Genomic DNA, 20,380 nt, shown 5'->3' with positions numbered 1-20,380 from the left:
TCAGTGAGTCCGGATTCGGCGAGGGGGCACGTTGTATGAGATGAATAAGCTGTTTCATTTCGAGCGTTCTTTAACCTTCTCTGCTTGCATTCCACCGCACAGAAGGGAACGCTCGGCCAAACTGGTTTGAAGGACTGGATGGCATCTTGAAAAAACAGCCAACCCGGTCCCCTGTATTTTCAAGGATCAGTTCCTCTCGTCTTTCATCCGGCCCGGGTGTTTTGAAGAAACTTCAGGGAACATCGGGATGCCCGGACAGACAGATGTCTGATCCTCACGGAGTTTTCGCTTGCATCCGGTGCGCTATGGGCGGGGAAACGGCAGCCCGTTTTTAACAGCAGCTGCTTTGACGTTTCCGTTTTGACCGCTTGAGCCTGGGCTTCAGGTGAAGCCGAGCAGATTGTTGTCATCCTGTGACACGACTGATGTTCCCTGTCCGGGAACGAAACCGCTGGCGCCTCAGCTGCCGAGCGGGGAATGGGGATGAAAACGCTCTGCGCCTTCCGGGGCGTGAGCGAACGGCCTGCTCGCGTGAACTCAAAACGCAGACCGTCTGGAATTTTGCTCGGCAAGACTAGCAGCAGTTTTTCTGCAAGACCAGAAGGGAAATGCGCTTTTTTGCGATTTGTTCGTTTTTGCAGTCGGAATACATGCAGAGGCAACAGGGTCTGCTCCCATGAAACATTCTGAATTTGTGTCGTTTTTTACAAAATTGTGCCTGTGAATTCTGCTCTTTCACTGGGTGCATTTATTCACTAAGTTAGGGCGTGGAAGAACTCCATTTTCAGGGAACAGAGGTTTTCAGCAGTATGAAGGCACAGAGCAAGGCTTCGGCAACAGCAGGGATGAAGGGCAGGGCACTGCTTTTCCAGGGACTGTTTGCTCTGACAGTGCTTCTTTTGTCTTCATGGGCGCAGGCCTCGGATGTGCTGGATGTTCGTGTCGGGCAGCATCCCGACAAAACGCGGTTCGTACTGGAACTGTCTGACAATCCCCGATTTGACATCTTTACACTGGCGGACCCTTTCCGGGTTGTGATCGATCTGCCGGATCTGGACTGGAGCAGGGCACGACACAAGAGCCTGGACAGCAAGGGACTGGTCAAGTCCCTGCGTTACGGCAATTACAAGCCCGGTATCAGTCGCATTGTCCTCGATCTGGCTGGTCCGGGCGAGGTTGTTTCGGCCTTTGTGCTGGCGCCGAAGGAAGGTTACCAGAATCGACTGGTGATCGACATTCATCCGGTTTCGCGACAGGACTACGCTGAACGGGACCTGCTCAACAAGCGCGTGTCCTCTGCAGCACCTCTGGAGGTTCCTGATCTCGTTGAAGCTCCGGTTGTGCCAAAGCGCAGACCAACCAGTGAGGCGGCCCGTGTCGCCCAGCAGGTTCAGGCAGCGAAGAAAGTGGTTGTTGTGGATGCAGGGCACGGCGGAATCGATCCGGGCGCCATCGGTGTTGCCGGCACGCAGGAGAAGGAACTGGCTCTGCGCTACGCCTTTGCCCTGAAGGATGTCCTTGAAAAGAGCGGGAACTATCGCGTTGTGATGACCAGAACGCAGGACAAGTCCCTCGCGCTTCGTGACCGTGTTGCAAGGGCACAGAAGGCCAATGCAGACCTTTTCATTTCCCTTCATGCGAACACACACAGCAATCGCCGGATTTCCGGGGCCTCTGTCTATACGCTTTCCGAGTCCGGTTCGGACAAGGAAGCCGAGGCACTGGCGGCGAAAGAGAACAAGGCGGATGTCCTGATCGGTGTGGATCTCAGTGCGCAGTCCGATGTGGTCAGCAAGATTCTGATTGATCTGGCCCAGCGTGAAACCAACAACCAGGGCAAATACTTTGCAGGCATTCTTGTGGATGAATTCAAGGCGGAGACCCGATTGCTGACCCGGCCGCACCGTTCGGCAGGCTTTGCTGTGCTGAAGTCACCGGTTGTGCCTTCCGTTCTGGTCGAACTGGGCTATCTGACCAATCCGAAGGAAGAAAAACTGCTGAACCAGAAAGCACACAAGCAAAAGCTGGTGGGTGCAATCAAGCGGTCTGTGGATCAGTATTTCGGACGGCTGGCTGCTCTTCAGAACTGACAGGCAAAATCCTTGCCCATCAAAGTTCTGTCATGAGGCAGCCACAGTTTTGCATTAAATCCTGAAATGTGGGACAAGAGCCTCGGAAGAATGTGAGGCGTCATATTATCGCTACGGGGAAGAGCGCGTGAAGATTTTAAAGGTCTTTGGGGTACTTTTTGCTATTGGCTTCGTGCTCTGTGTTATTGGTGCAGGTGTAGCAGCCTGGGGCCTCTATCACTATGGGCGCGGCCTGCCGGACTATCGCGAGCTGGCTGAATACATGCCGCCGACTGTGACGCGTGTTCATGCTGGAGACGGGCGCCTGCTGGAGGAATATGCCACGGAAAAGCGTGTCTATGTTCCTGTCAATGTGATCCCCAGGCGGATCAAGGATGCCTTTATGGCAGCCGAGGACAAGAACTTCTACGAGCACTTCGGTATCAACCCGCTGGCACTGGCGCGGGCCGTTGTCACCAACATCCAGAACATCGGAACCGGGCGTCGTCTGATCGGGGCCTCGACCATCACGCAGCAGGTGGCCAAGAACTTCCTGCTGACCAACGAGACCTCTATCGAACGCAAGATCAAGGAAGCCATTCTGTCCTTCCGGATCGAGCAGGCCTTTACCAAGGATCACATTCTTGATCTCTATCTGAACGAGATCTTTCTGGGCTATCGCTCCTACGGGGTTGCAGCAGCCGCACAGAACTATTTCAACAAGTCGCTGGATGAACTGAGTGTTGCCGAGGCCGCCTATCTCGGAGCACTGCCAAAGGCGCCGAACAACTATCACCCCGTTCGCCGTCACGCAGCTGCTCTGGAACGCCGCAACTGGGTGATTGGCCGAATGCTCGAGGACGGTCGCATCACGCAAGAGGAAGCTGAGGAGGCCTGGCAGGAACCACTGGTCGTGGCCGAGCGCACAGAGACAGAAGTTGTCGATGCTCCCTTCTTTGCAGAGGAAGTCCGCCGCGAGCTTGAAAACCTCTATGGCGAGCAGGGCCTTTATGAAGGTGGCCTGTCTGTTCACACCACAGTTGATCCCCAGCTGCAGGAGATTGCCCAGCGGACCTTGCGGGAGGGGCTGGAAGCCTATGACCGTCGTCACGGCTGGCGCGGTGCGCTGGGTGTGATTGATCTGCAAAGCACGGACGGCTGGAAAGCCGAATTGCAGAAGGTTGCAACTCCGGGAGGCGTTGCGCCCTGGGAGCTGGCGGCTGTGATCGATACCGACAACAGGGGCTATGCCCTGATTGGTCTGAAAGCCGGAGGTCTGGCAAGGATCCCGATGGATGAACTGAAATGGGCGCGTCCCTGGATCAAGGGCCAGAAGGTCGGAGCCGGGCCAAAGCGTCCTTCCGATGTGCTGACGCCCGGGGATGTGGTGCTGGTTGAAGCCTTGCCCATGGAGCAGGAGCCTGAAAAGCAGGACGAGCGTCTTTTTGCCCTGCGGCAGATTCCGGGCGTGAACGGTGGTCTTGTGGCGCTGGACCCGCACACGGGACGCGTTCTTGCAATGAGCGGTGGCTTTGCCTTTGGTCAGAGCCAGTTCAACCGCGCAACCCAGGCCAGACGCCAGCCGGGCTCGGTGATCAAGCCCTTTATCTATCTGGCCGGTCTGGACAACGGCTACACGCCGGCTTCCATCATTCTGGATGCCCCCTTCGCTCTGGATCAGGGTGTTGGTCTCGGCAAGTGGAAGCCCAAGAACTACAGCAACGAATTCTTCGGGCCGACCCGTATGCGTGTCGGTGTGGAAAAATCCCGAAACCTGATGACCGTGCGTCTGGCGCAGGATGTCGGCATGGACAAGATTGTCGATTACGTTCAGCGCTTTGGTATCGATCCGAACATGGAACCGGTGTTGTCGATGGCGCTGGGTGCGGGGGAGACAACGCTGCTGAACATGACCACGGCCTATGCGCAGGTGGTCAACGGCGGCAAGGATATCACACCGAGTTTTATCGACCGCATTCAGGACCGTTATGGCAAGACCATTTACCTGCATGATCAGCGCCCCTGTGCGGACTGTCAACTGGCGCAGTGGGATGGCCTGCCCCCACCGGAACTACCGGATACGCGCGAGCAGCTGGTTGATCCGGTCAGTGCCTATCAGTTGACCTCCATTCTCGAAGGAGTTGTCCAGCGCGGAACGGGGCGCCGGATCGCGGAGCTGGGCAAGCCACTGGGCGGCAAGACCGGAACAACGAACGACAGCAAGGACACCTGGTTTGTCGGCTTCTCGCCCGATCTGGCGGTGGGCGTTTACATCGGTTTTGACAACCCGATCCCGCTGGGCAACCGGGAGACGGGGTCCAGCGTGGCGGCTCCGGTTTTCAAGGCCTTCATGAAGGATGCTCTGGCCGATGCTCCGCCGACACCGTTCCGTGTGCCCTCCGATGTGCGTCTGGTGCGGATCAACACCGAGAACGGCCTGCTGGCCCGCCCGGGTGACAGAAATGTCATTCTGGAGGCCTTCAAGCCGGGCACGGTGCCGTCGGGGCAGGGCGGCACACGCTCTGCCAACGGCAACCGGGGGGGCGGCACGCTTTTCAACGACAGTGATGATCTGGGGCTGGGTGGCGGCCTTTATTAGGCCGCTTCACACCGCTTTGGCAGAGGAAGGGCTTGTCCTCGGGCAGCTCTCAAGCTAGAAGATCGTCGATATTTTGAGTAACTCAAGCTGACGAGGAGGCCGTACATGCGCGCCGAGATCGAAGCAGCGGTAGGCGAGATCAAACAATCGCTGACCCTGCTGAGGAGGCATCTTTGACTGGGATGCAGCCCTCAGAAGACTGGATGAACTGAACGCACGGGCGGAAGATCCCGACCTGTGGAATGATGCCGATCTGGCTCAGAAACTGATGCGCGAACGCACGCAGCTGGAGCAATCCATCAATGGCGTGCGCGAAATCGAGGAGGGCATCGAGGAAGCGGCCCTTCTGATTGAAATGGGCACAGACGAAGGCGATCAGGATTCCATTGACGAAGGCGAAAACCAGATCCTTTCTTTCAAGGAACTGGCAGCCACCAAGCAGCTGGAAAGCCTGCTGTCCGGTGAAGCGGACAAGAACGACTGTTACCTGCAGGTCAATGCGGGTGCAGGCGGAACCGAGGCACAGGACTGGGCCCAGATGCTGTTGCGCATGTATGTGCGCTGGGCCGAAAAGCGCGGCTACAAGGTCTCCTATCTTGAGGAAAGCCCCGGTGAAGAGGCGGGGATCAAGTCCACGACGCTGCAAATCTCCGGTCACAATGCCTTTGGCTGGCTGAAGACCGAGTCCGGTGTTCACCGTCTGGTGCGGATTTCACCCTATGACTCCCAGGCGCGCCGTCACACCTCCTTTACCTCCTGCTATGTCACGCCTGTTCTGGACGAGGACTTTGATCTGGAGATCAATCCGGCAGACCTGCGCATCGACACCTACCGGGCGTCCGGTGCGGGTGGTCAGCACGTGAACACCACGGACTCTGCGGTCCGTATTGTCCACATCCCGACCAACATTGTCGTGCAGTGTCAGAACGACCGAAGCCAGCACAAGAACCGTGCGACCGCGATGGGCATGCTGAAATCCCGTCTCTACGAGCACGAGATGCAAAAGCGCGAGGAAGCGGCGCAGGCCGAGGCGGATGCCAAGACCGACATCGGCTGGGGTCACCAGATCCGCTCCTATGTCCTGCAGCCCTACCAGATGGTCAAGGACCTGCGCACAGGCGTGGAGTCAGGCAACCCGACAGCTATCCTCAATGGGGATATCGACGCCTTCCTCGAAGCCTCTTTGGCTTCCAAGGTCAAGGGCGCAAAGGATGAGGATGAGAGCGACGAACTGCTCTGATTTCTTTTCACCATTCGGAAACAGTCAGAAAAAGCGGAGCCTTCGGGTTCCGCTTTTTTATTGCTGTATCTAAACTGGTTACTGAGTTGTAACAGTATAGGATTTGCTTATTTTTTATGGTTGTGTATCTTTATAAAAGCGCAACTAAATATTGAGAAAAATGAAATATGTAGCGCTGATGGCAAGCCTTGTTGAGTTGGTTGAAACTACAATAAGGAGCAAAAAATGAAGAAAAATCAAAAAACTGAAGCAGGAAAAGCTGTTCGGAAGCCTGCGAAACCAGCGCATTGTCAACCTTGATTAGTTGAATGTGAGCAAGAGGTGCTGGCTTGTTTGACAGCACCTCTTGAAAGGGAGGTTTTGCGATGATCTGTCAAGCTGATGTAATTGAAAGCATCGCTGGTCTTGATTTTGAGTGGATAGAAAGGAAGCTTACGAAAACTGATCCGAATATTGCTAGAGAATGGACATCTGAAGGAGTGCGGGATGCCATTAGCCAGTATCGTAATTTTATGTTCCTGCTTTATAAATACAGCGAAACGCACAGGCTCGTGCCTTCAATAGAAGTAGATGAAATTTGGCATCATCATATTCTTGATACGCGGAAATACTTTGAAGACTGTGAAAAGGTCTATGGGAGGTATATGCATCACTTTCCTTATTTTGGTATGAGGGGAGAGGAGGACTTCGCAAATTTGCAGCGAAGTTTTGAAAGTACACAAAAATTGTACTTCCAGCATTTTGAAGAATATATGTATGAAGTTGACTTCTAGTGTGCTTAAAGAGCTGCTGCTGTCGCTGTCATTTCTGCTGGATCGTGTGACACCTTCCCTGCTTTATTTCCTGTCGTTTTTCCTCGTTGTGAACCATGCCGTGCCTGATGCTGCGGATGCTTTTTCAATTTATTATTCTGCGTTCAATTCCTTTGTTGCTCTGGCGTTGGGTTTCACCACTTCAGTAAAGTATTTTTCGGCGCGGAGCAGGCGGGACAGTCTCCTGCCCGAACTGGTGTTCCTCTGCCTGCTTTTGGGGGGCGTCGCATCTGCTTTGTTCCTGCTTTATGCAGATGAACGGGTGCCTGTTCCTGTTCGGGATGTGCAATTGAAGTGGCTGTTTGTTGCCGCCATTCTTCTTGTCGCCTGTTTTTACTTTGTATCCTCCCTGAACGAAGGGCGGTTAAGGGTTGCGGGAAACAACAGATCCAATGCTATGTCTGTAATTGTTTTTCCGGTCTGTTTTTTGATCTTTGAAGCTCTCTTGCAGAATGTTCTTTACTCGGTGTGCTACGGCTTTGTCGTAACCAGGGCTGTTATGCTTTTGGTGATTGTGGCGAATTCGGGCTCAAATCTGTCCGGTTGTGAAAGGGTTCGCTTTGAACTTGTCGGGCAAATCCTTTTGCATGGTTTACCGATCACACTGCTTTTTTTCGTTCAGAAATATATCCAGACCGAGGCACTGATCCGGGTTTCTGATGCCGGTGGCTCTGCCAGTCTTTTTCAGATGATTCTGACAATTGCATTGCTGTTCAATTTGTTGGGCAATGCCGTTTCCACCAACGGCTTTATCAGGATATCGAGGGACAGGAGCAGACAAACAGTCTTACGCTTCTTGGGTTACAGCATGGTTCTGTGCCTCTGTGCTTTTGGTGTCCTGTGGCTGTCCTTTGAAACCGGAGACGGGGTTTTCTGGAAGATGGTGATTGTCAGTGAGGTGCTTCAGGCTGAACTTTTTGCGGTCAAAACCCTGGTGCTTGTAATGGCGGTTTCGGAGATGCTCTTCGTCATCGCGGCCCTGTTTTCCAGAGGCATGGGCGACAACTGGCGCATTCAGCTGATCTGGGTTTCTTCTGTCGTCGCGGTCTATTCTGTCGCTGTAGACACCCTTTCCATTCAGAGCAGCTGTCTGGTTTTTGCCGTTGCATCATGCCTTTCCTTTGTTTTTGGGCTGGCCTTTGTTTTCAAAAGAGCAGAAGAGCAATGAGGCTTGTGGCAGGGCTGTAATTTCTTTTCCCCTGTGCCTTACAGCACAGACAAGTTCAGGGTCACAGCAACAGGGTGAAGAGATAGACAGTGACAAAGGAAACGGGGATGCCGAGGCTGATCAGGGCGGAGGACAGCACGGGGTTGAGGTTCTTTTCCATGGCGATAATTCCGGCAACAATCATGGGCGGCATACCGGCCTGCAAAACAGACACCTGATAGGCGAGGCTGTTGCTGTCGTTCACAAGGGGCAGCAGCAGGACCATGACCAGCAGCGGTACCAGCAGGAGCTTGCCTGTCAGGCCGAGGGCAATCATCTTTCGCTCTCCGGCGACTTCCCTGATCCGCAGGCTTGCTCCGACCGAGACAATGGCAAGGGGCGTCAGCGTGGAGCCCAGCGTGGTCAGTCCTTCATCCAGCCAGAGTGGAAAGTCGACGGGACGCAGCGCCAGAGCCGCAAGGGTTGCCACCATGGGCGGGTAGGTGACGATCTTCCTGAAAATGCTCTGTTCGTCTTTGGGGTCAGCCGAAAAGTAGTTTGCAGCGAGCAGCCCGAGAACAGTCATGACGATAAAGTTCGCCTGATCAAAGATAACGGTGTAGCCCGTCGCCTCTGCACCGTAAAAGGCTTCGATCAGCGGAATGCCCACAATCGAGGTGTTGCCTGTCCCGCAGACCAGCACCAGACAGCCCGCTGTTCCCCTGTCCAGCCGACCCGTTTTCCACAGCCCCAGCACCAGCACGAAGGCTGAGAAAAAGACCAGAAAGGGGGCCACCATCGGCAGAACCGCAGAGCTGTCCAGCGGAATGGCGTGGAGGTGTTTGAGGATCAGCGCAGGCAGAGCGACATTGATCGCAAAGGTCGCCAGAGCCTTCGCCATCTGTCCGTCCTGATTCCTGGGACTGTTGCCCAGCAGGAGGCCAATGGCGAGATAGATGAGGATGAAGATCATGGCAGGTTCGAGAGAAGAGGAGCAGTCAGTCTTGTGCAGGTGTTATCAGCCTAAAGCTATGCGAACATCTTTGTGTCGTCTATGGCGTTATTGACTTTGTCCTGAATTTGCTCGCTTCCTTCTCACGGATACTCTGTATCTCTCACAACCCGTTAATCGGCACCTTCAGCACCGGGTTGCCTTTCTCGTCGGTGGGGACTTCGCCGGCGCGCATGTTGACCTGCAGGGAGGGGATGATCAGCTTGGGCATGGCGAGCTGTGCGTCGCGTTCGGTGCGAAAGGCGATGAACTCCTCGCGGGTTTTGCCGCCGCCGACGTGGATGTTGTGTTCGCGCTCGTCGCCCACGGTGGTTTCCCATGCGATCCCGCGCCCGTTGGGGCCGTAATCGTGGCACATGAAGAGGCGGGTTTCATCGGGCAGGTTCAGGATTTTCTGGATGGAGTCATAGAGCTGACCGGCATCGCCACCGGGGAAGTCGGCACGGGCCGAGCCGCCATCCGGCATGAAAAGCGTATCCCCGACAAAGGCCGCATTACCGATCACATGGACCATACAGGCCGGTGTGTGTCCCGGTGTGTAGAGCGTCAGGGCCTGCAGGCTGCCGATGGTGTAGCGGTCCCCGTCCTCGAACAGGGCGTCAAACTGGGAGCCGTCGCGCTGGAAATCCGTGCCCTCGTTGAAGATTTTACCAAAGGTGTTCTGGACCACCATGATGCCGGAGCCGATGCCGATCTTGCCACCCAGTCTGTCCTGCAGATAGGGGGCTGCGCTGAGGTGGTCTGCATGAACGTGAGTTTCGATAATCCATTCCAGGGTCAGATCGCGCTCTGTAATCCAGTCGATCATGGCATCGGCGTGTTCGTGGGTGATGCGTCCGGCGGCGTAGTCGATGTCCATGACGCTGTCGATGATCGCACAGGAGGTTGAACGGGGGTCCCTGACGATATAGCTGATGGTGTTGGTGGCCTCGTCAAAGAAGCCCTGAACCTCCGGCCGGACAGACAGATCAACGGGATAGCGCTGCGCTTCGCTCATGAGCATCTTGACCCTTTTGCTGTTCATTTCTTCCTATCATATAGGCATTCGGGCCGTTCCAGAAAGCCTGTTTGTGGCTCACATTGTTGTCAGGGGCTTTGTGAACCGTGCGGAAGCTCTCACTTTTTCCGCCTTTTGCGCCGGAGGTTCCTGAAAAGAGGTCTGTTTTGCCGGGAGGAAGAACAGTTTGCTCTTGTCCGGTCTTCGGATGAGGAGGGCAGAGCAAACAGGGCGGGGAGCGATCCGGTTTCAGAGATCGGCAATCGGTCCGTAGAAATCAATCGGGAAGTTGGCGAGGTCGCGGCCCTCGATATTGAAGGGAGACTTCACGCTGCCACGGAAATACTTCATCACCAGCTTCTGCCAGGTCTCGATCGGCTCGGTGCCCTCGCGCTCGCACAGCAGTTCAAACCAGCGTTTGCCGCGGGCCACGTGGGTGATTTCCTCGTCATAGATGATGTCCAGTCGGGCAGAGGAATTGAAATCCTCGGCTGCCTGGAGCTTTTCGATCATGCCCGGCGTCACATCCAGTCCCCGGGCTTCCAGCACCATTGGCACAATGGCAAGGCGCGCCTTGAGGTCGGCCTTGGTGACATCTGCTGCCTGCCATAGTCCGTCGTGTGCCGCCATGGCTCCGTAGCGGGAGCCGAGTTCCTCCAGCCGCTCGCAAAGCATCAGGTGGTGGCGGGCTTCGTCTTCGGCAATGCCGACCCAGTCGTCATAGAAGCCTTTGGGCATGGGGATCGCCGTGAAGCGCGCAATGATATCCCAGCAGAGGTTGATGGCATGAAGCTCGATATGACAGAGCGCGTGGAGCAGGGCTGTGCGTCCGGCAACGGAACGGTTGATCTTGCGGCGGGGAACCTTTGCAGGGGGTACCAGTTCAGGCTCTGCCTCGCGGGCAGGCTCATCCGCAGGCATGGCTGTTCCGACCTCCGCAAAGCCGTTCTCCTGCCAGTGTTTGGCAATCAGCAGGGACAGACGTGCCTTTTCTTTTGAATTGGCGGTGTTGAGCGCCTGAACCGCGGCCTCTGCCAGTGTGTCCGGAAGCTCCGGTCTCGGGGTTTCTTCAGTGAAAAGGGCAGAGAGTTCGTCAGCCGTGAAGTTGTCACGCGCCCAGCGTCTGGCCTTGTCGGTCTGGCTGTCAAAGCTGTTGGCGGGCTGTGCGTCTGACATGGCTCGTGTCGTCCTCTTGCGTGAAACAGTTCGGCGCAAGCTAGGCCTTTTTCCTGCGACTGGCAAGATAGAGACCCGGCAAAATCAGGCCCGCCCCGAGGACGTGATGAGGTTCCAGCTGTTCGTCCAGCAGCAGCCAGGCCACCAGAACATTGTAGAGCGGCAGCAGATACATCACCAGTGAGGCCGGGCCGGAACCCAGTAGTTCCTGCGCGCGCCCATAGGTGAGGAAGGCGGCAAGGGAGGGAATGAGTGCCAGAAAGAGAAAGGCCGGAATTGCAACATCAACGGAAGGCAACTGCGGGCTTTGCGCCAGTTCCCACAGGCTGAAGGGCAGGAGCACCAGAACGCCGGAGAACATGATCACCGCAAAACGGGGCAGCAGTCCAAGAACAGAAGGGCTGTGACGCAGGGTCAGGGAATAGACGGCCCAGCCCACGGCGGCCGCCGCGATCCAGAGATCGCCCGATGTGAAGTCAAGCGCTGTCAGGTTGGCAAGTGCGCCGTTGGAGAGGATGGCAAGCACCCCGGCAAAGGACGAGAAAATGCCCAGAACCTGCAGCTTGCCAAGTCTCTCTCCGAAGAGCAGGGCACCAAAGCCGATGATGGCAATCGGCGAAAAGGCATAGATCAGGCCGATATTGGTGGCGGTTGTGGTCTCTGCCCCCTTGTAGACAAAGGCGCCGCAAACGCCCATGCCGGTCGCGCCCAGAACAAGCAGGGCCTTCCACTCCTGCCTGAGGACTGTTGAAGCCTTGTCCCTGAGCGGGCGCCAGACGAAAGGCAGAAGGATCAGGGCCGAAAGCAGCCACCGTCCGAGAGCCAGGGTCGAGGGCGGAACCTCGTGCGCGAGGACCTTGGCGGAAATGGCATTGCTGCTCATCAGCAGAGGGCAAATCAACAGGAAGGCCAGCCCCTGCATGGTTGCAGAGTTGTGCGCGCTGTTGCTTTCTTCCTGCTGGTCTGCCGACATTGTTCTGCTGATCCTGTCTGGTTACCGGGCCGCTTTAAAGGGCTTCGACAGCTGCAATGACGTCGTCGACGTGCCCCTTGACCTTCACCTTGGGCCAGACCTGGCGCACAATCCCCTGATCGTCGATCAGCAGGGTGGTGCGCTCGATCCCCATGAATGTCTTGCCGTACATGGATTTTTCCTTCCAGACACCGTAGTCCTCGCAGATTGTGGTGTTCTCGTCGGAGACCAGAGGGAAGGGCAGCTCGTGTTTGGTGGCAAAGTTGCTGTGGCGTTTCAGGCTGTCCTTGGAAACACCGATGACCTTGACATTCAGACTGGTCAGGCGGGCGATGTTGTCGCGAAAATCGCAGGCTTCTGTCGTGCAGCCCGGCGTGCTGTCCTTCGGATAGAAATAGAGCACAACGGTCTGACCTTTAAGGTCGGACAGGGTGAGGTTTTCCTCCGCCGAAACGGGGGCAGTGAAATCGGGCGCGGCAGAGCCGACGTGTGGCAGTTCAGCGCTCATGGCAAGTCCTTGCGTGTAGAGAGAACAAAAAGGGTCCTGTTGAAAACGATCCCCTGAGCTTTGGCACAGGTTTCCCTGTTACGTCAAATGCTCCCGATCCGGTTTGGATCAGGTGTCATCCGGATTGATATTGTGATTGGGGAAAGAGCAGACAAGGAGGTGTGTGACAACAGGTTGTCCACTACAGAAGGGCAGGATCACGCGCTGGTAATCATAGCGTTTTCTGTCAAAGACACCCTTGATCTCGTAGAGGGTTGCCTCACAGTGTTCCACGGCATGGCTGTAGTGATCTTCCAGCATCGACATGTATTCCGGGTTGGTGGTCTCGTCCACCCAGTGTCCCGTCAGATCCCGGCCTTCGATAACCGCCATGTTCGAACCAAAGAGACGATAGAGAAAACGGTACTCCTTGCCATCCTGGTTCCGGTGGACATCCAGCATGTTGACCCGACCCAGAGCAAAGGTGACGGCAGCAGGGCTGAAGCGTTCCCGTGCGGGACACAGAGCGTTGCCGCGAAGGAAATTCCAGTAGCAGTAAATGGCGCGCAGCCGGACATCCAGTGTGCTGATCAGTCCGTTGTCCGGATCGGATGTGCTGGCGGTGTGTCCGCCTTGCAGGGTAACGATTTCCCGAACCAGACTGGCCCAGTCCGGTTCTCGCTCCTCTTCCAGAATCCGTTCGTCATTCACCAGCTTTTGCCAGAGAGGATGAATGTGTTCCTCAATGGAAAGTGCCTTTACCGAAGAGAGACTGTACATGGATGCCCGGATCTTTGCTGTTTTTTGATACCCTTTGTTCCCTGATAGTATCCTATTGCAAGGTTCCCATATAGTTAATAGCGAATCTTCAGGCGTCTTTTGTGCTGTAGTCCCCGATCCTTTCCGCAAACAGGGTGTGGATGCGCGTGCTGTTCCGGGCAATGACCTGCAGCATCTCGTCCGTTGTCGAGGCCCCGAAGATTTTCAGGGCACGTTCCCTGGTTGCCTCTGAAAGCTCTTCCGGTTGGGAAAAGCCTCCTGAGGTCAATCGAAGCAGACGCTGCAAACGCTGGAGCTGGTCCAGCTGCAGCGCGACCTGTTGCCCCTGCTCGCCTGAAAGCAGTCCGAGTTCTGCCGCCGTTTCAAAGACGGCAAAGGTGTTCTTGCGCAGTATTGCACCGTTCCCGGGGGCTTCAAGCAACTGGAGGAACTGGGCCAGAAATTCCAGATCGGTCAACCCGCCGGGAATGGCCTTGCAGTCCAGTGGACCTCTGGGCGCTTTTTCCTGATGCAGCCTTTTGCGCATGTCCAGAACATCCTGCTGAAGCTTTTGGTTGTCCCTCGGCGAGCAGAGGCGGTTCTGTACGGCAGTTCTGATCTGCTCCAGAAAGGCTTCAGGCCCTGCGATGGGCCTGGCGCGCGTCAGGGCCATGTGCTCCCAGGTCCAGGCCTGTGAACTCTGGTATTCCTCAAAGGCCTCAAGGGAGATGGCCAGGGGGCCTGCCGTTCCGGACGGGCGCAGCCGCATATCGATTTCGTAAAGTGTTCCTTCCGGTGTCATGGCTGTGATGGCGTTGATGACCCTCTGCGTCAGCCGGATGAAATACTGATTGATATCCAGAGGCTTGTCTCCGTCCGATTGCTGGAAGCCTTCGGTCTGTCCGCGATCATAGAGGCAGATGAGGTCAAGGTCGGAAGTCGGTGTCATCTCCCGGCTGCCGAGTTTCCCCATTGCAACGATGGCAAAGGACGTCCCCGGAACGATGCCGTGTCGTCTTGCAAAGTCCTGTTCCACATGGGGAAGGAGTGTTTCGAGAATAACCTCGGCAAGGTCGCTCAGGGCGCGGTTGCCTTCCGGAACATCGCAGGTGTCCCGCAGGATCTGGACTCCGACCTGGAACTTGAAATCCTTTGTCCACCTGCGGGTGATGTCCAGAATGTCCTGATAGTCCCGCGCTTCGTTCAGGGCTTTTTGCAGGCTTTGTCTCAGGAAATCCTTGTTGGGCAGGGGGGCAAAGAAGCTTCCGGTCAGTACGGCTTCCAGAAGGTTCGGGTTCTGCCCGAGCGTTCTGGCCAGTTCGGGGGCTGTGCCCATGATCTCCGCAAGCAGGTCGAGGAGGTTCGGATTGGCCTGAAGCATGGCAAAGAGCTGAACCCCGGTCGGAAGAGTGGACAGGAAGGTGTCAAACTGAAGCAGCGCCTGATCGGGGTGGCCGCTGTTTCTGAAGGCGATCATCAGGGTTGGCAGAAGCTGGTTGATCAGGTTTCTGCTGCGGTTGGAACGGACAGCCCTGTGTCGGCCTGCCTTCCAGTTCGTGACAATCCCGAAGGCGCGTTCAGGGTCCTCAAAGCCAAGCCCTGTGAGATCTTCGAGAATTTGCGGTGTGGGATCGGAGCCTGCGAACACGAGCTTGGGCAGGGATTCTTCTCTCTGTTCCGGTTCTGCTGTCTGTTCCTCTTCAAAGAGGCGGTCATAATGGTATTCGACACGCTGGAGATGTCCCAGAAGCTCCTCTTCAAAAAGGGGCAGGCTCGCATATCCCATAAAGGCGGCAATGGCTTCCAGTTTTTCCTCTGTCTCTGGCATGATCTGGGTTTGCTGGTCATCAATCATCTGCAGCCTGTTTTCAAGGCGGCGCAGGAACCAGTAGGAGCGTTCCATGTCCTGACAGACTTCGGCTGTGATCTTGCCCTTGTCAGTCAGTGCCCTGAGAGACTCGACAGTTCGGGATGATCTCAGGTCCTGATCGCGGCCTCCCCAGATCAGCTGCTGGGTTTGGGCAAAAAACTCGACTTCCCGGATGCCGCCTCTGCCCAGCTTGATGTTGTGCCCCGGCAGTTTGATGGAATGCCCGCCCTTGTGCGCATTGATCTGGCGTTTGATGGCGTGAATGTCATCAATGGCAGCAAAGTCCAGATGCTTGCGCCAGACGAAGGGACGAATTTCCGAGAGAAAGCTCTTGCCGAGTTCAATGTCCCCGGCAACAGGGCGTGCCTTGATCATGGCCGCACGCTCCCAGTTCAATCCCAGGGATTCATAGTAGCTGAGAGCGGCATTGTAGGAGAGGGCAATGGGGGTTGCGCCGGGATCCGGACGGAGCCTGAGGTCTGTTCTGAAAACATACCCGTCCTTGGTGCGATCATTCAGAAGCCGGACGAGATCCCGCGTGATTCTGACATAGCCTTCCTGCGGCCCCCTGTCGTGGCGGTAATCACATTTTGCAGGATCAAAAAGAACAATCAGATCAATATCAGAGGAATAATTCAGTTCATCAGCGCCCAGTTTTCCCATGGCAAGAATCACATAGCCGCAATCATCCTCCGGATCCCCGGGATTGTGCAAAACAAGGTTGCCGCGATTGTGCTGGACCAGCAGCAGATGTCTGAGGGCGGCCCGGATTGATGTGTTGGCAAAATCCGAAAGGGCCTTGACGATTTTACAATCGTCCCAATCTCTTGACAGGTCTGCGAGGGCGATGGTCAGCGCGGCCTGTTGCTTGGCGTGCCTGAGTTGCTCCTGAACAGACGGGGTGGAGGTTTCGAATGCGGTTTGTTCAAGGAGCCTTTCACAAAGACTTGTGAGACTTTTGTCTGGCCCGTCCCGAAGGAGTTCGTGCACAAAGGCTGTGTGGCGCAGCATGCACTGGCTCAGGTAGGGACTGTGGCACAGGGCGCTGGCAATGAGTTCCCGGGACGGGCTGGTTTCCGACCGGCTTTTCAGTGCGGATTGCAGTTCCGGCTCCTGGAGCCTGTCCAGATGTTCAAGCCAGTGAGTGGCAGAAGGCAGTTTTTGCCATTCTTCTGGTATCTTTGGCAGATCCTGTTCTGAGACGGAAAAACCACAAGTCATGGAAAAGGTTTGCCTTTCGTTGATGGGGAAGCATCCCGGCTTCCGGTGCTGATTGCAATGGTCAAGCCCCTGCAAGTCGGGTTATATGAATGGAACTCTGTTCCTATTCAGGATTATAACAGTGGGTGGATGTCAAGGATATCTGCTTTGATTGGGTGATAATGTTGGAAAGGTCACTGGCAAGGTGATGCGGAAAGTGACGCGAATTTCGCTGGAAATTTTGGCCGGATTGCTGATGGTGGCAGCGGTTACAATCGGTGTGCTCGTCTGGCGCCTGAGTGCCGGGCCTGTCTATCTGGATTTTGTAACGCCCTATCTGGAAAAGGCGCTGGTGAATCGTGAGCGCGGCCTGCACCTTGATGTCGGGAACACCCTGCTGGCCTGGGTTGCCGAAGACCGCTCCATTGCCCTGCGGGTTGAGGATGCGCGTATTCTCAACAAACAGGGTGATGTCGTTGCTGCTGTTCCTCTCATGGGAATTGAGCTGGATGTACCCCTGGCCCTTCGCGGACAAATCGTTCCGACTGTCATTCAGATCATCGGACCACAGTTGAGCATCGTCCGTCTGGAAAACGGGAACTTTGTGATTGAGGAGCTCTTGCCGTCCGGTGCAGGTAATGGAGAGGGACAGGTGAGTGCCGCCGATCTGGCAGAGGCTGTTGGTGCCGAGCTGCCGGAGGCGGAGGAAGAACTTGAGATCGCCAGTGGAGATCCGTCCCCGAATGAAGCGGAAACCACTGAAACCGGCAATGGGGAACAGGCGTCGACCGATGACGGTGGAGCCAAACGTGAAAGCGCGGTTCTGGGTGCAATGATGGCTCTGCTTGAAGAGCGCAGTCCCGACAACCCGCTTTCCTACCTCAACGAGATTTCCATTCGCTCTGCGACGATCAAGTTTGATGACCGGGAGCAGGGGATTACGTTCTTTGCGCCGCGTGCAGACATTTCTGTCCGCCGGGATACCCTTGGTCTGGCTGGTGATTTGAGGTTCGCGGTCGATCTTTCCGATGATGAGGTTACATCAGGCGGGGCTGCTGCCGAAACCGGGAAGAAAGAGACAGCCTTTGAGCCTGTTCTGGTTGAAGGAGCCTTTGTCTTCGACCGGTCTCTTGATGTTATTGACTTGGCTTTGGAGAGCCGCGGATTGAGGCCGGCCCGTCTGGCCCGACTGATGCCGGCGAGTGTCAATCTGGAGCAGTTTGACCTTCCGCTTTCACTGAGCCTTGTCAGTTCGCTTAATCTGGATGGGGAAATCGGCCGGACGCGTTTCGAGATTTCCGGCGGAGAGGGCAGTCTGGGAATTCAGGAGCTTGATGTCGCTCCCCTTCCGGTATCCGCTCTTTTGCTGAAGGGAAGCTATGCTCCGGAAAGCGAGCGTCTGGTTCTGGACAATTTTGCGATCAATTTCGGTACGTTTAGTAAACCCGGACCAAAGCTTGCTGTGGCAGGAAATATCTCTGACTGGTCCGGACAAACGAATGTCTTGCTGGGGGCTCGCGTTCTGGAGATGCCGGTCAATGATCTGGAACTCTACTGGCCTGCTGCACTGGGTGACAATGCCCGCGAGTGGGTGACCCGGAACATCCGGAGCGGAATGGCGAAGGAAGCCTCGATCAAACTGGTTCTCAAGGCCGGGGAGACAGGGACCGGGCAGAACGCTGATGCACCATCTGAGACGGAAACAGAGGCAAACCCGGAAAGCCCGGACAATGCCGGGAAGACCGAGTCTGAACCGAAGGAACAGCCCGTTCCGGAAGGTGGACTGGCCAGACTTGTTCACGCGCTGGAAACACAGGTGCTCGAGATTTCCTCTCTGGAGGGAGCCATTGAATACGAGGGACTGGATGTTCATTATTTCCGCCCGCTGCCTCCTGTCAGAAATGTTGCGGGAAGTGCCGTTGTTCATGAAAAGGGCCTGACACTTTTTGCCGACGGTGGAACGCTTCTGGATATGAAGGTCCATCCCAGCACGATTGATATCAAGGGGCTGGATATCGGTCAGGAAAGCATCGATATCCAGACGTCTCTGGAAGGACCGGTTCCAACGGCCCTGAAGGTTCTTGACCAGAAACCGCTGGGACTGATTTCCAAGCTCGGCCTGAAACCGGATCAGACAGGGGGTAAGGCCCTTGTTGCTGTCGATTTCTCCTTCCCTCTTTTGCAGGATCTGCTGCTGGAGGATATCAAGGTTATGGCTTCTGCGGATCTGACCAATGCTGCCTTCGAGAATATCTTCCGGGAGCACAATGCAACGGACGGGACGCTGAAGCTGGATGTGACACAGGATGGTATGGTGGTGACAGGCCCTGTCCTGCTTGAAGGCCATCCCATGGATATCCAGTGGAACGAGAGCTTTGTTGATCTCCCGACGGATCAGCCCACGACAACGCTCAAGGTCGGTATCCCGAAGATTGACAGTGCCGATCTGAAGACGCTGGTTGAGCTGGAGACCGCGCCCTGGGTTGAAGGTCCCCTGTCTGCGAACCTGCTTTATGAGCAGTTTCCGGGAGGAATTGGGCAGGCCTCTGTCGCAGCAAACCTGAAGGAAGCCCACCTCGGTATTGCTCCTTTGGCCTGGCAAAAGGAACAGGGCGTGCCGGCAACGGTTCAGGCTTCTCTGCGCTTTGATGACGGAGAGCTGAAAAGTATCGACAAGGCCGTTGTCTCTGCTGATGACCTGAATGCCGAAGGGCAACTGGTACTCGAAAATGACGCAATACGCTCTGCCTTCTTTGACAGGCTTGCCCTCGGGACAACCGAGCTGGAGGCTGTCGGGGTTGTTTTTGAACCCTTTGAAAACGGGCAGGAACTGCGTCCCGTGATCACCATTGGCGGCGGTGTGCTGGATGCCAGGCCTTTTATCGGTGATGAAAAGGATCAGTTGAAGGAACTTGAACAGGAACTTGACGGGGCCAGCCAGACGACTCAGTCGCCGGTTGTTGCTGAAAGGGATGAAGCCACGGTTCCCCTGACTGAAAACAGCGCTCCGCCTGAAGCTGTCGATGATGAACCGACACCTCCCTTTGTTTTGCAGGCGGCTGCGCTGGACAGGGTCATTCTGGGTGAGGAACGCTGGCTGGAAAATGTCTCGCTGGATTTCGACAACACTGCCGAAGGCTGGAAGAGGCTCGGGGTGAAGGCCCTGATTCCTGAAACCTTCCGTTCCAGAAGTACCGGGGCCGTACAGAATACGACGGTGGTGAAGAACCCGGACAAGGATGATGTTGTTGCCGAGCAAAGACAGAAACAAAAAGAGGAGGAAGCTGCGCGAAAGGCTGAAGAGCTTGAAAACGCGCCTCCTCCGGGAATTGTTCTGAGGTATCAGCCTGATGAGCAGGGCGTTCAGAGGCTTTCTCTTGAAACAAGGGACCTCGGCGGTTTTTTGAGGTCGGTTGATGTCCTTGATTCCGTGCAGGGCGGGACGCTTCGCGTGCATGGTCAGGCCCAGTCATGGCACCGGGATATTCCGCTGACAGGACGCCTTGAGGGAGAAAGTCTCCGTTTTGTGGATGCTCCCATTCTGGCAAAGCTTCTGAGCTTCGCGTCCCTGACGGGACCTTTGAATGCCCTCTCCGGGGAAGGCGTTCTCTTCGAAAACCTTGAAGGCGACTTTACCCTCAAGAACGGTGTGTTCGTCAGCGAGGACCTGCGCCTGTACAGCTCCGGTCTCGGATTGACAGGGAAGGGATGGATTGACAGCAATTCCTCTCACCTTGATATGGTTGGCACAATTGTGCCTGCCTACACCCTGAACCGTTTCCTGGGAGGAATTCCGATCCTGGGACAGATCCTGACCGGTGGCGACGGGGGAGGCATTGTTGCTTTCAACTATTCGGTTCGCGGCAGCACCAGTGATCCTGATGTGTCAATCAATCCCCTGTCAGGACTGACACCGGGCTTTTTGAGACGGATCCTTCCGAAGGGAGCCGAGGATGTCCCCGAGCAGGGCGTTGTGACCGAGGACGAGGAAGAGCAGTCGGAAGCCCTCCAATAGCAGGAAATTTTCTCCTTGAAGAAT

13 protein-coding genes are annotated in these 20,380 nt (G+C 55.9%); 6 read left to right on the top strand and 7 right to left on the bottom strand.

From position 1 onward, the window contains the following. Window positions 1-809 precede the first annotated feature (809 nt). The 5 genes from AAAH10_RS00775 (at window position 810) to AAAH10_RS00755 (ending at window position 7,888) form a co-directional block, all read left to right on the top strand. Entirely contained in the window at window positions 810-2,090 is a 1,281-nt protein-coding gene (locus tag AAAH10_RS00775) for an N-acetylmuramoyl-L-alanine amidase (protein ID WP_343559536.1), read from the top strand. Between the two features lie 127 nt (window positions 2,091-2,217). After that, window positions 2,218-4,668, top strand: a complete 2,451-nt coding sequence (locus AAAH10_RS00770) for a penicillin-binding protein 1A (RefSeq protein ID WP_343559532.1) — start codon at window positions 2,218-2,220, stop codon at window positions 4,666-4,668. 105 nt (window positions 4,669-4,773) lie between these two features. Next, window positions 4,774-5,908, top strand: a protein-coding gene (gene prfB, locus AAAH10_RS00765) for a peptide chain release factor 2 (RefSeq protein WP_343559530.1) whose coding sequence is annotated in 2 segments (ribosomal slippage) — window positions 4,774-4,842 and window positions 4,844-5,908 — 1,134 coding nt in all. Because the reading frame shifts where the segments join, the coding sequence is not laid out codon by codon here. A gap of 365 nt (window positions 5,909-6,273) precedes the next feature. Further along, on the top strand, window positions 6,274-6,681 hold the full coding sequence (locus tag AAAH10_RS00760) for a glycine-rich domain-containing protein (RefSeq protein ID WP_343559527.1): 408 nt from the start codon (window positions 6,274-6,276) through the stop codon (window positions 6,679-6,681). Continuing rightward, on the top strand, window positions 6,665-7,888 hold the full coding sequence (locus AAAH10_RS00755; protein ID WP_343559524.1) for a hypothetical protein: 1,224 nt from the start codon (window positions 6,665-6,667) through the stop codon (window positions 7,886-7,888). The genes AAAH10_RS00760 and AAAH10_RS00755 overlap by 17 nt, the downstream gene beginning before the upstream one ends. A gap of 61 nt (window positions 7,889-7,949) precedes the next feature. Here the strand turns inward: AAAH10_RS00755 and AAAH10_RS00750 are convergent, their stop codons facing one another. The 7 genes from AAAH10_RS00750 to AAAH10_RS00720 all read right to left on the bottom strand — a co-directional run bounded on the left by AAAH10_RS00750 (window position 7,950) and on the right by AAAH10_RS00720 (window position 16,362). Beyond that, window positions 7,950-8,840, bottom strand: coding sequence for an AEC family transporter (locus tag AAAH10_RS00750; protein ID WP_343559521.1), 891 nt, complete (start codon window positions 8,838-8,840; stop codon window positions 7,950-7,952). 142 nt (window positions 8,841-8,982) lie between these two features. Next, the gene (locus AAAH10_RS00745; protein WP_343559519.1) at window positions 8,983-9,876 is read right to left on the bottom strand and encodes an MBL fold metallo-hydrolase; all 894 of its coding nucleotides are present in this window, start codon (window positions 9,874-9,876) and stop codon (window positions 8,983-8,985) included. Between the two features lie 249 nt (window positions 9,877-10,125). Further along, window positions 10,126-11,052, bottom strand: a complete 927-nt coding sequence (locus tag AAAH10_RS00740) for a ferritin-like domain-containing protein (protein ID WP_343559517.1) — start codon at window positions 11,050-11,052, stop codon at window positions 10,126-10,128. Between the two features lie 40 nt (window positions 11,053-11,092). Beyond that, window positions 11,093-12,025, bottom strand: coding sequence for a DMT family transporter (locus tag AAAH10_RS00735; protein WP_343559514.1), 933 nt, complete (start codon window positions 12,023-12,025; stop codon window positions 11,093-11,095). A gap of 34 nt (window positions 12,026-12,059) precedes the next feature. Beyond that, window positions 12,060-12,533 carry a thioredoxin-dependent thiol peroxidase gene (gene bcp, locus AAAH10_RS00730; RefSeq protein WP_343559513.1) on the bottom strand — a complete coding sequence of 158 codons (474 nt, stop codon included), beginning with the start codon at window positions 12,531-12,533 and terminating at the stop codon, window positions 12,060-12,062. 108 nt (window positions 12,534-12,641) lie between these two features. Then, window positions 12,642-13,292, bottom strand: coding sequence for a PAS domain-containing protein (locus AAAH10_RS00725; RefSeq protein ID WP_343559511.1), 651 nt, complete (start codon window positions 13,290-13,292; stop codon window positions 12,642-12,644). Window positions 13,293-13,380: 88 nt separating this feature from the next. Further along, window positions 13,381-16,362, bottom strand: a complete 2,982-nt coding sequence (locus tag AAAH10_RS00720; protein ID WP_343559508.1) for a bifunctional [glutamine synthetase] adenylyltransferase/[glutamine synthetase]-adenylyl-L-tyrosine phosphorylase — start codon at window positions 16,360-16,362, stop codon at window positions 13,381-13,383. A 196-nt stretch (window positions 16,363-16,558) separates the two neighbouring features. Between AAAH10_RS00720 and AAAH10_RS00715 the strand changes: the two genes are divergently transcribed. Then, window positions 16,559-20,356 (top strand): YhdP family protein, encoded by a 3,798-nt coding sequence (locus AAAH10_RS00715; protein ID WP_343559505.1) that lies wholly within the window; start codon window positions 16,559-16,561, stop codon window positions 20,354-20,356. The last annotated feature ends 24 nt before the right edge of the window (window positions 20,357-20,380 follow it).

Origin of the sequence: Carbonatibacter coralli (assembly GCF_039592655.1) — a bacterium.
Lineage (GTDB): Bacteria > Pseudomonadota > Alphaproteobacteria > Kiloniellales > Kiloniellaceae > Carbonatibacter > Carbonatibacter coralli.
The sequence above is the reverse complement of the archived record's forward strand: the minus strand, read 5'-3'. Positions and strand labels throughout refer to the sequence as shown.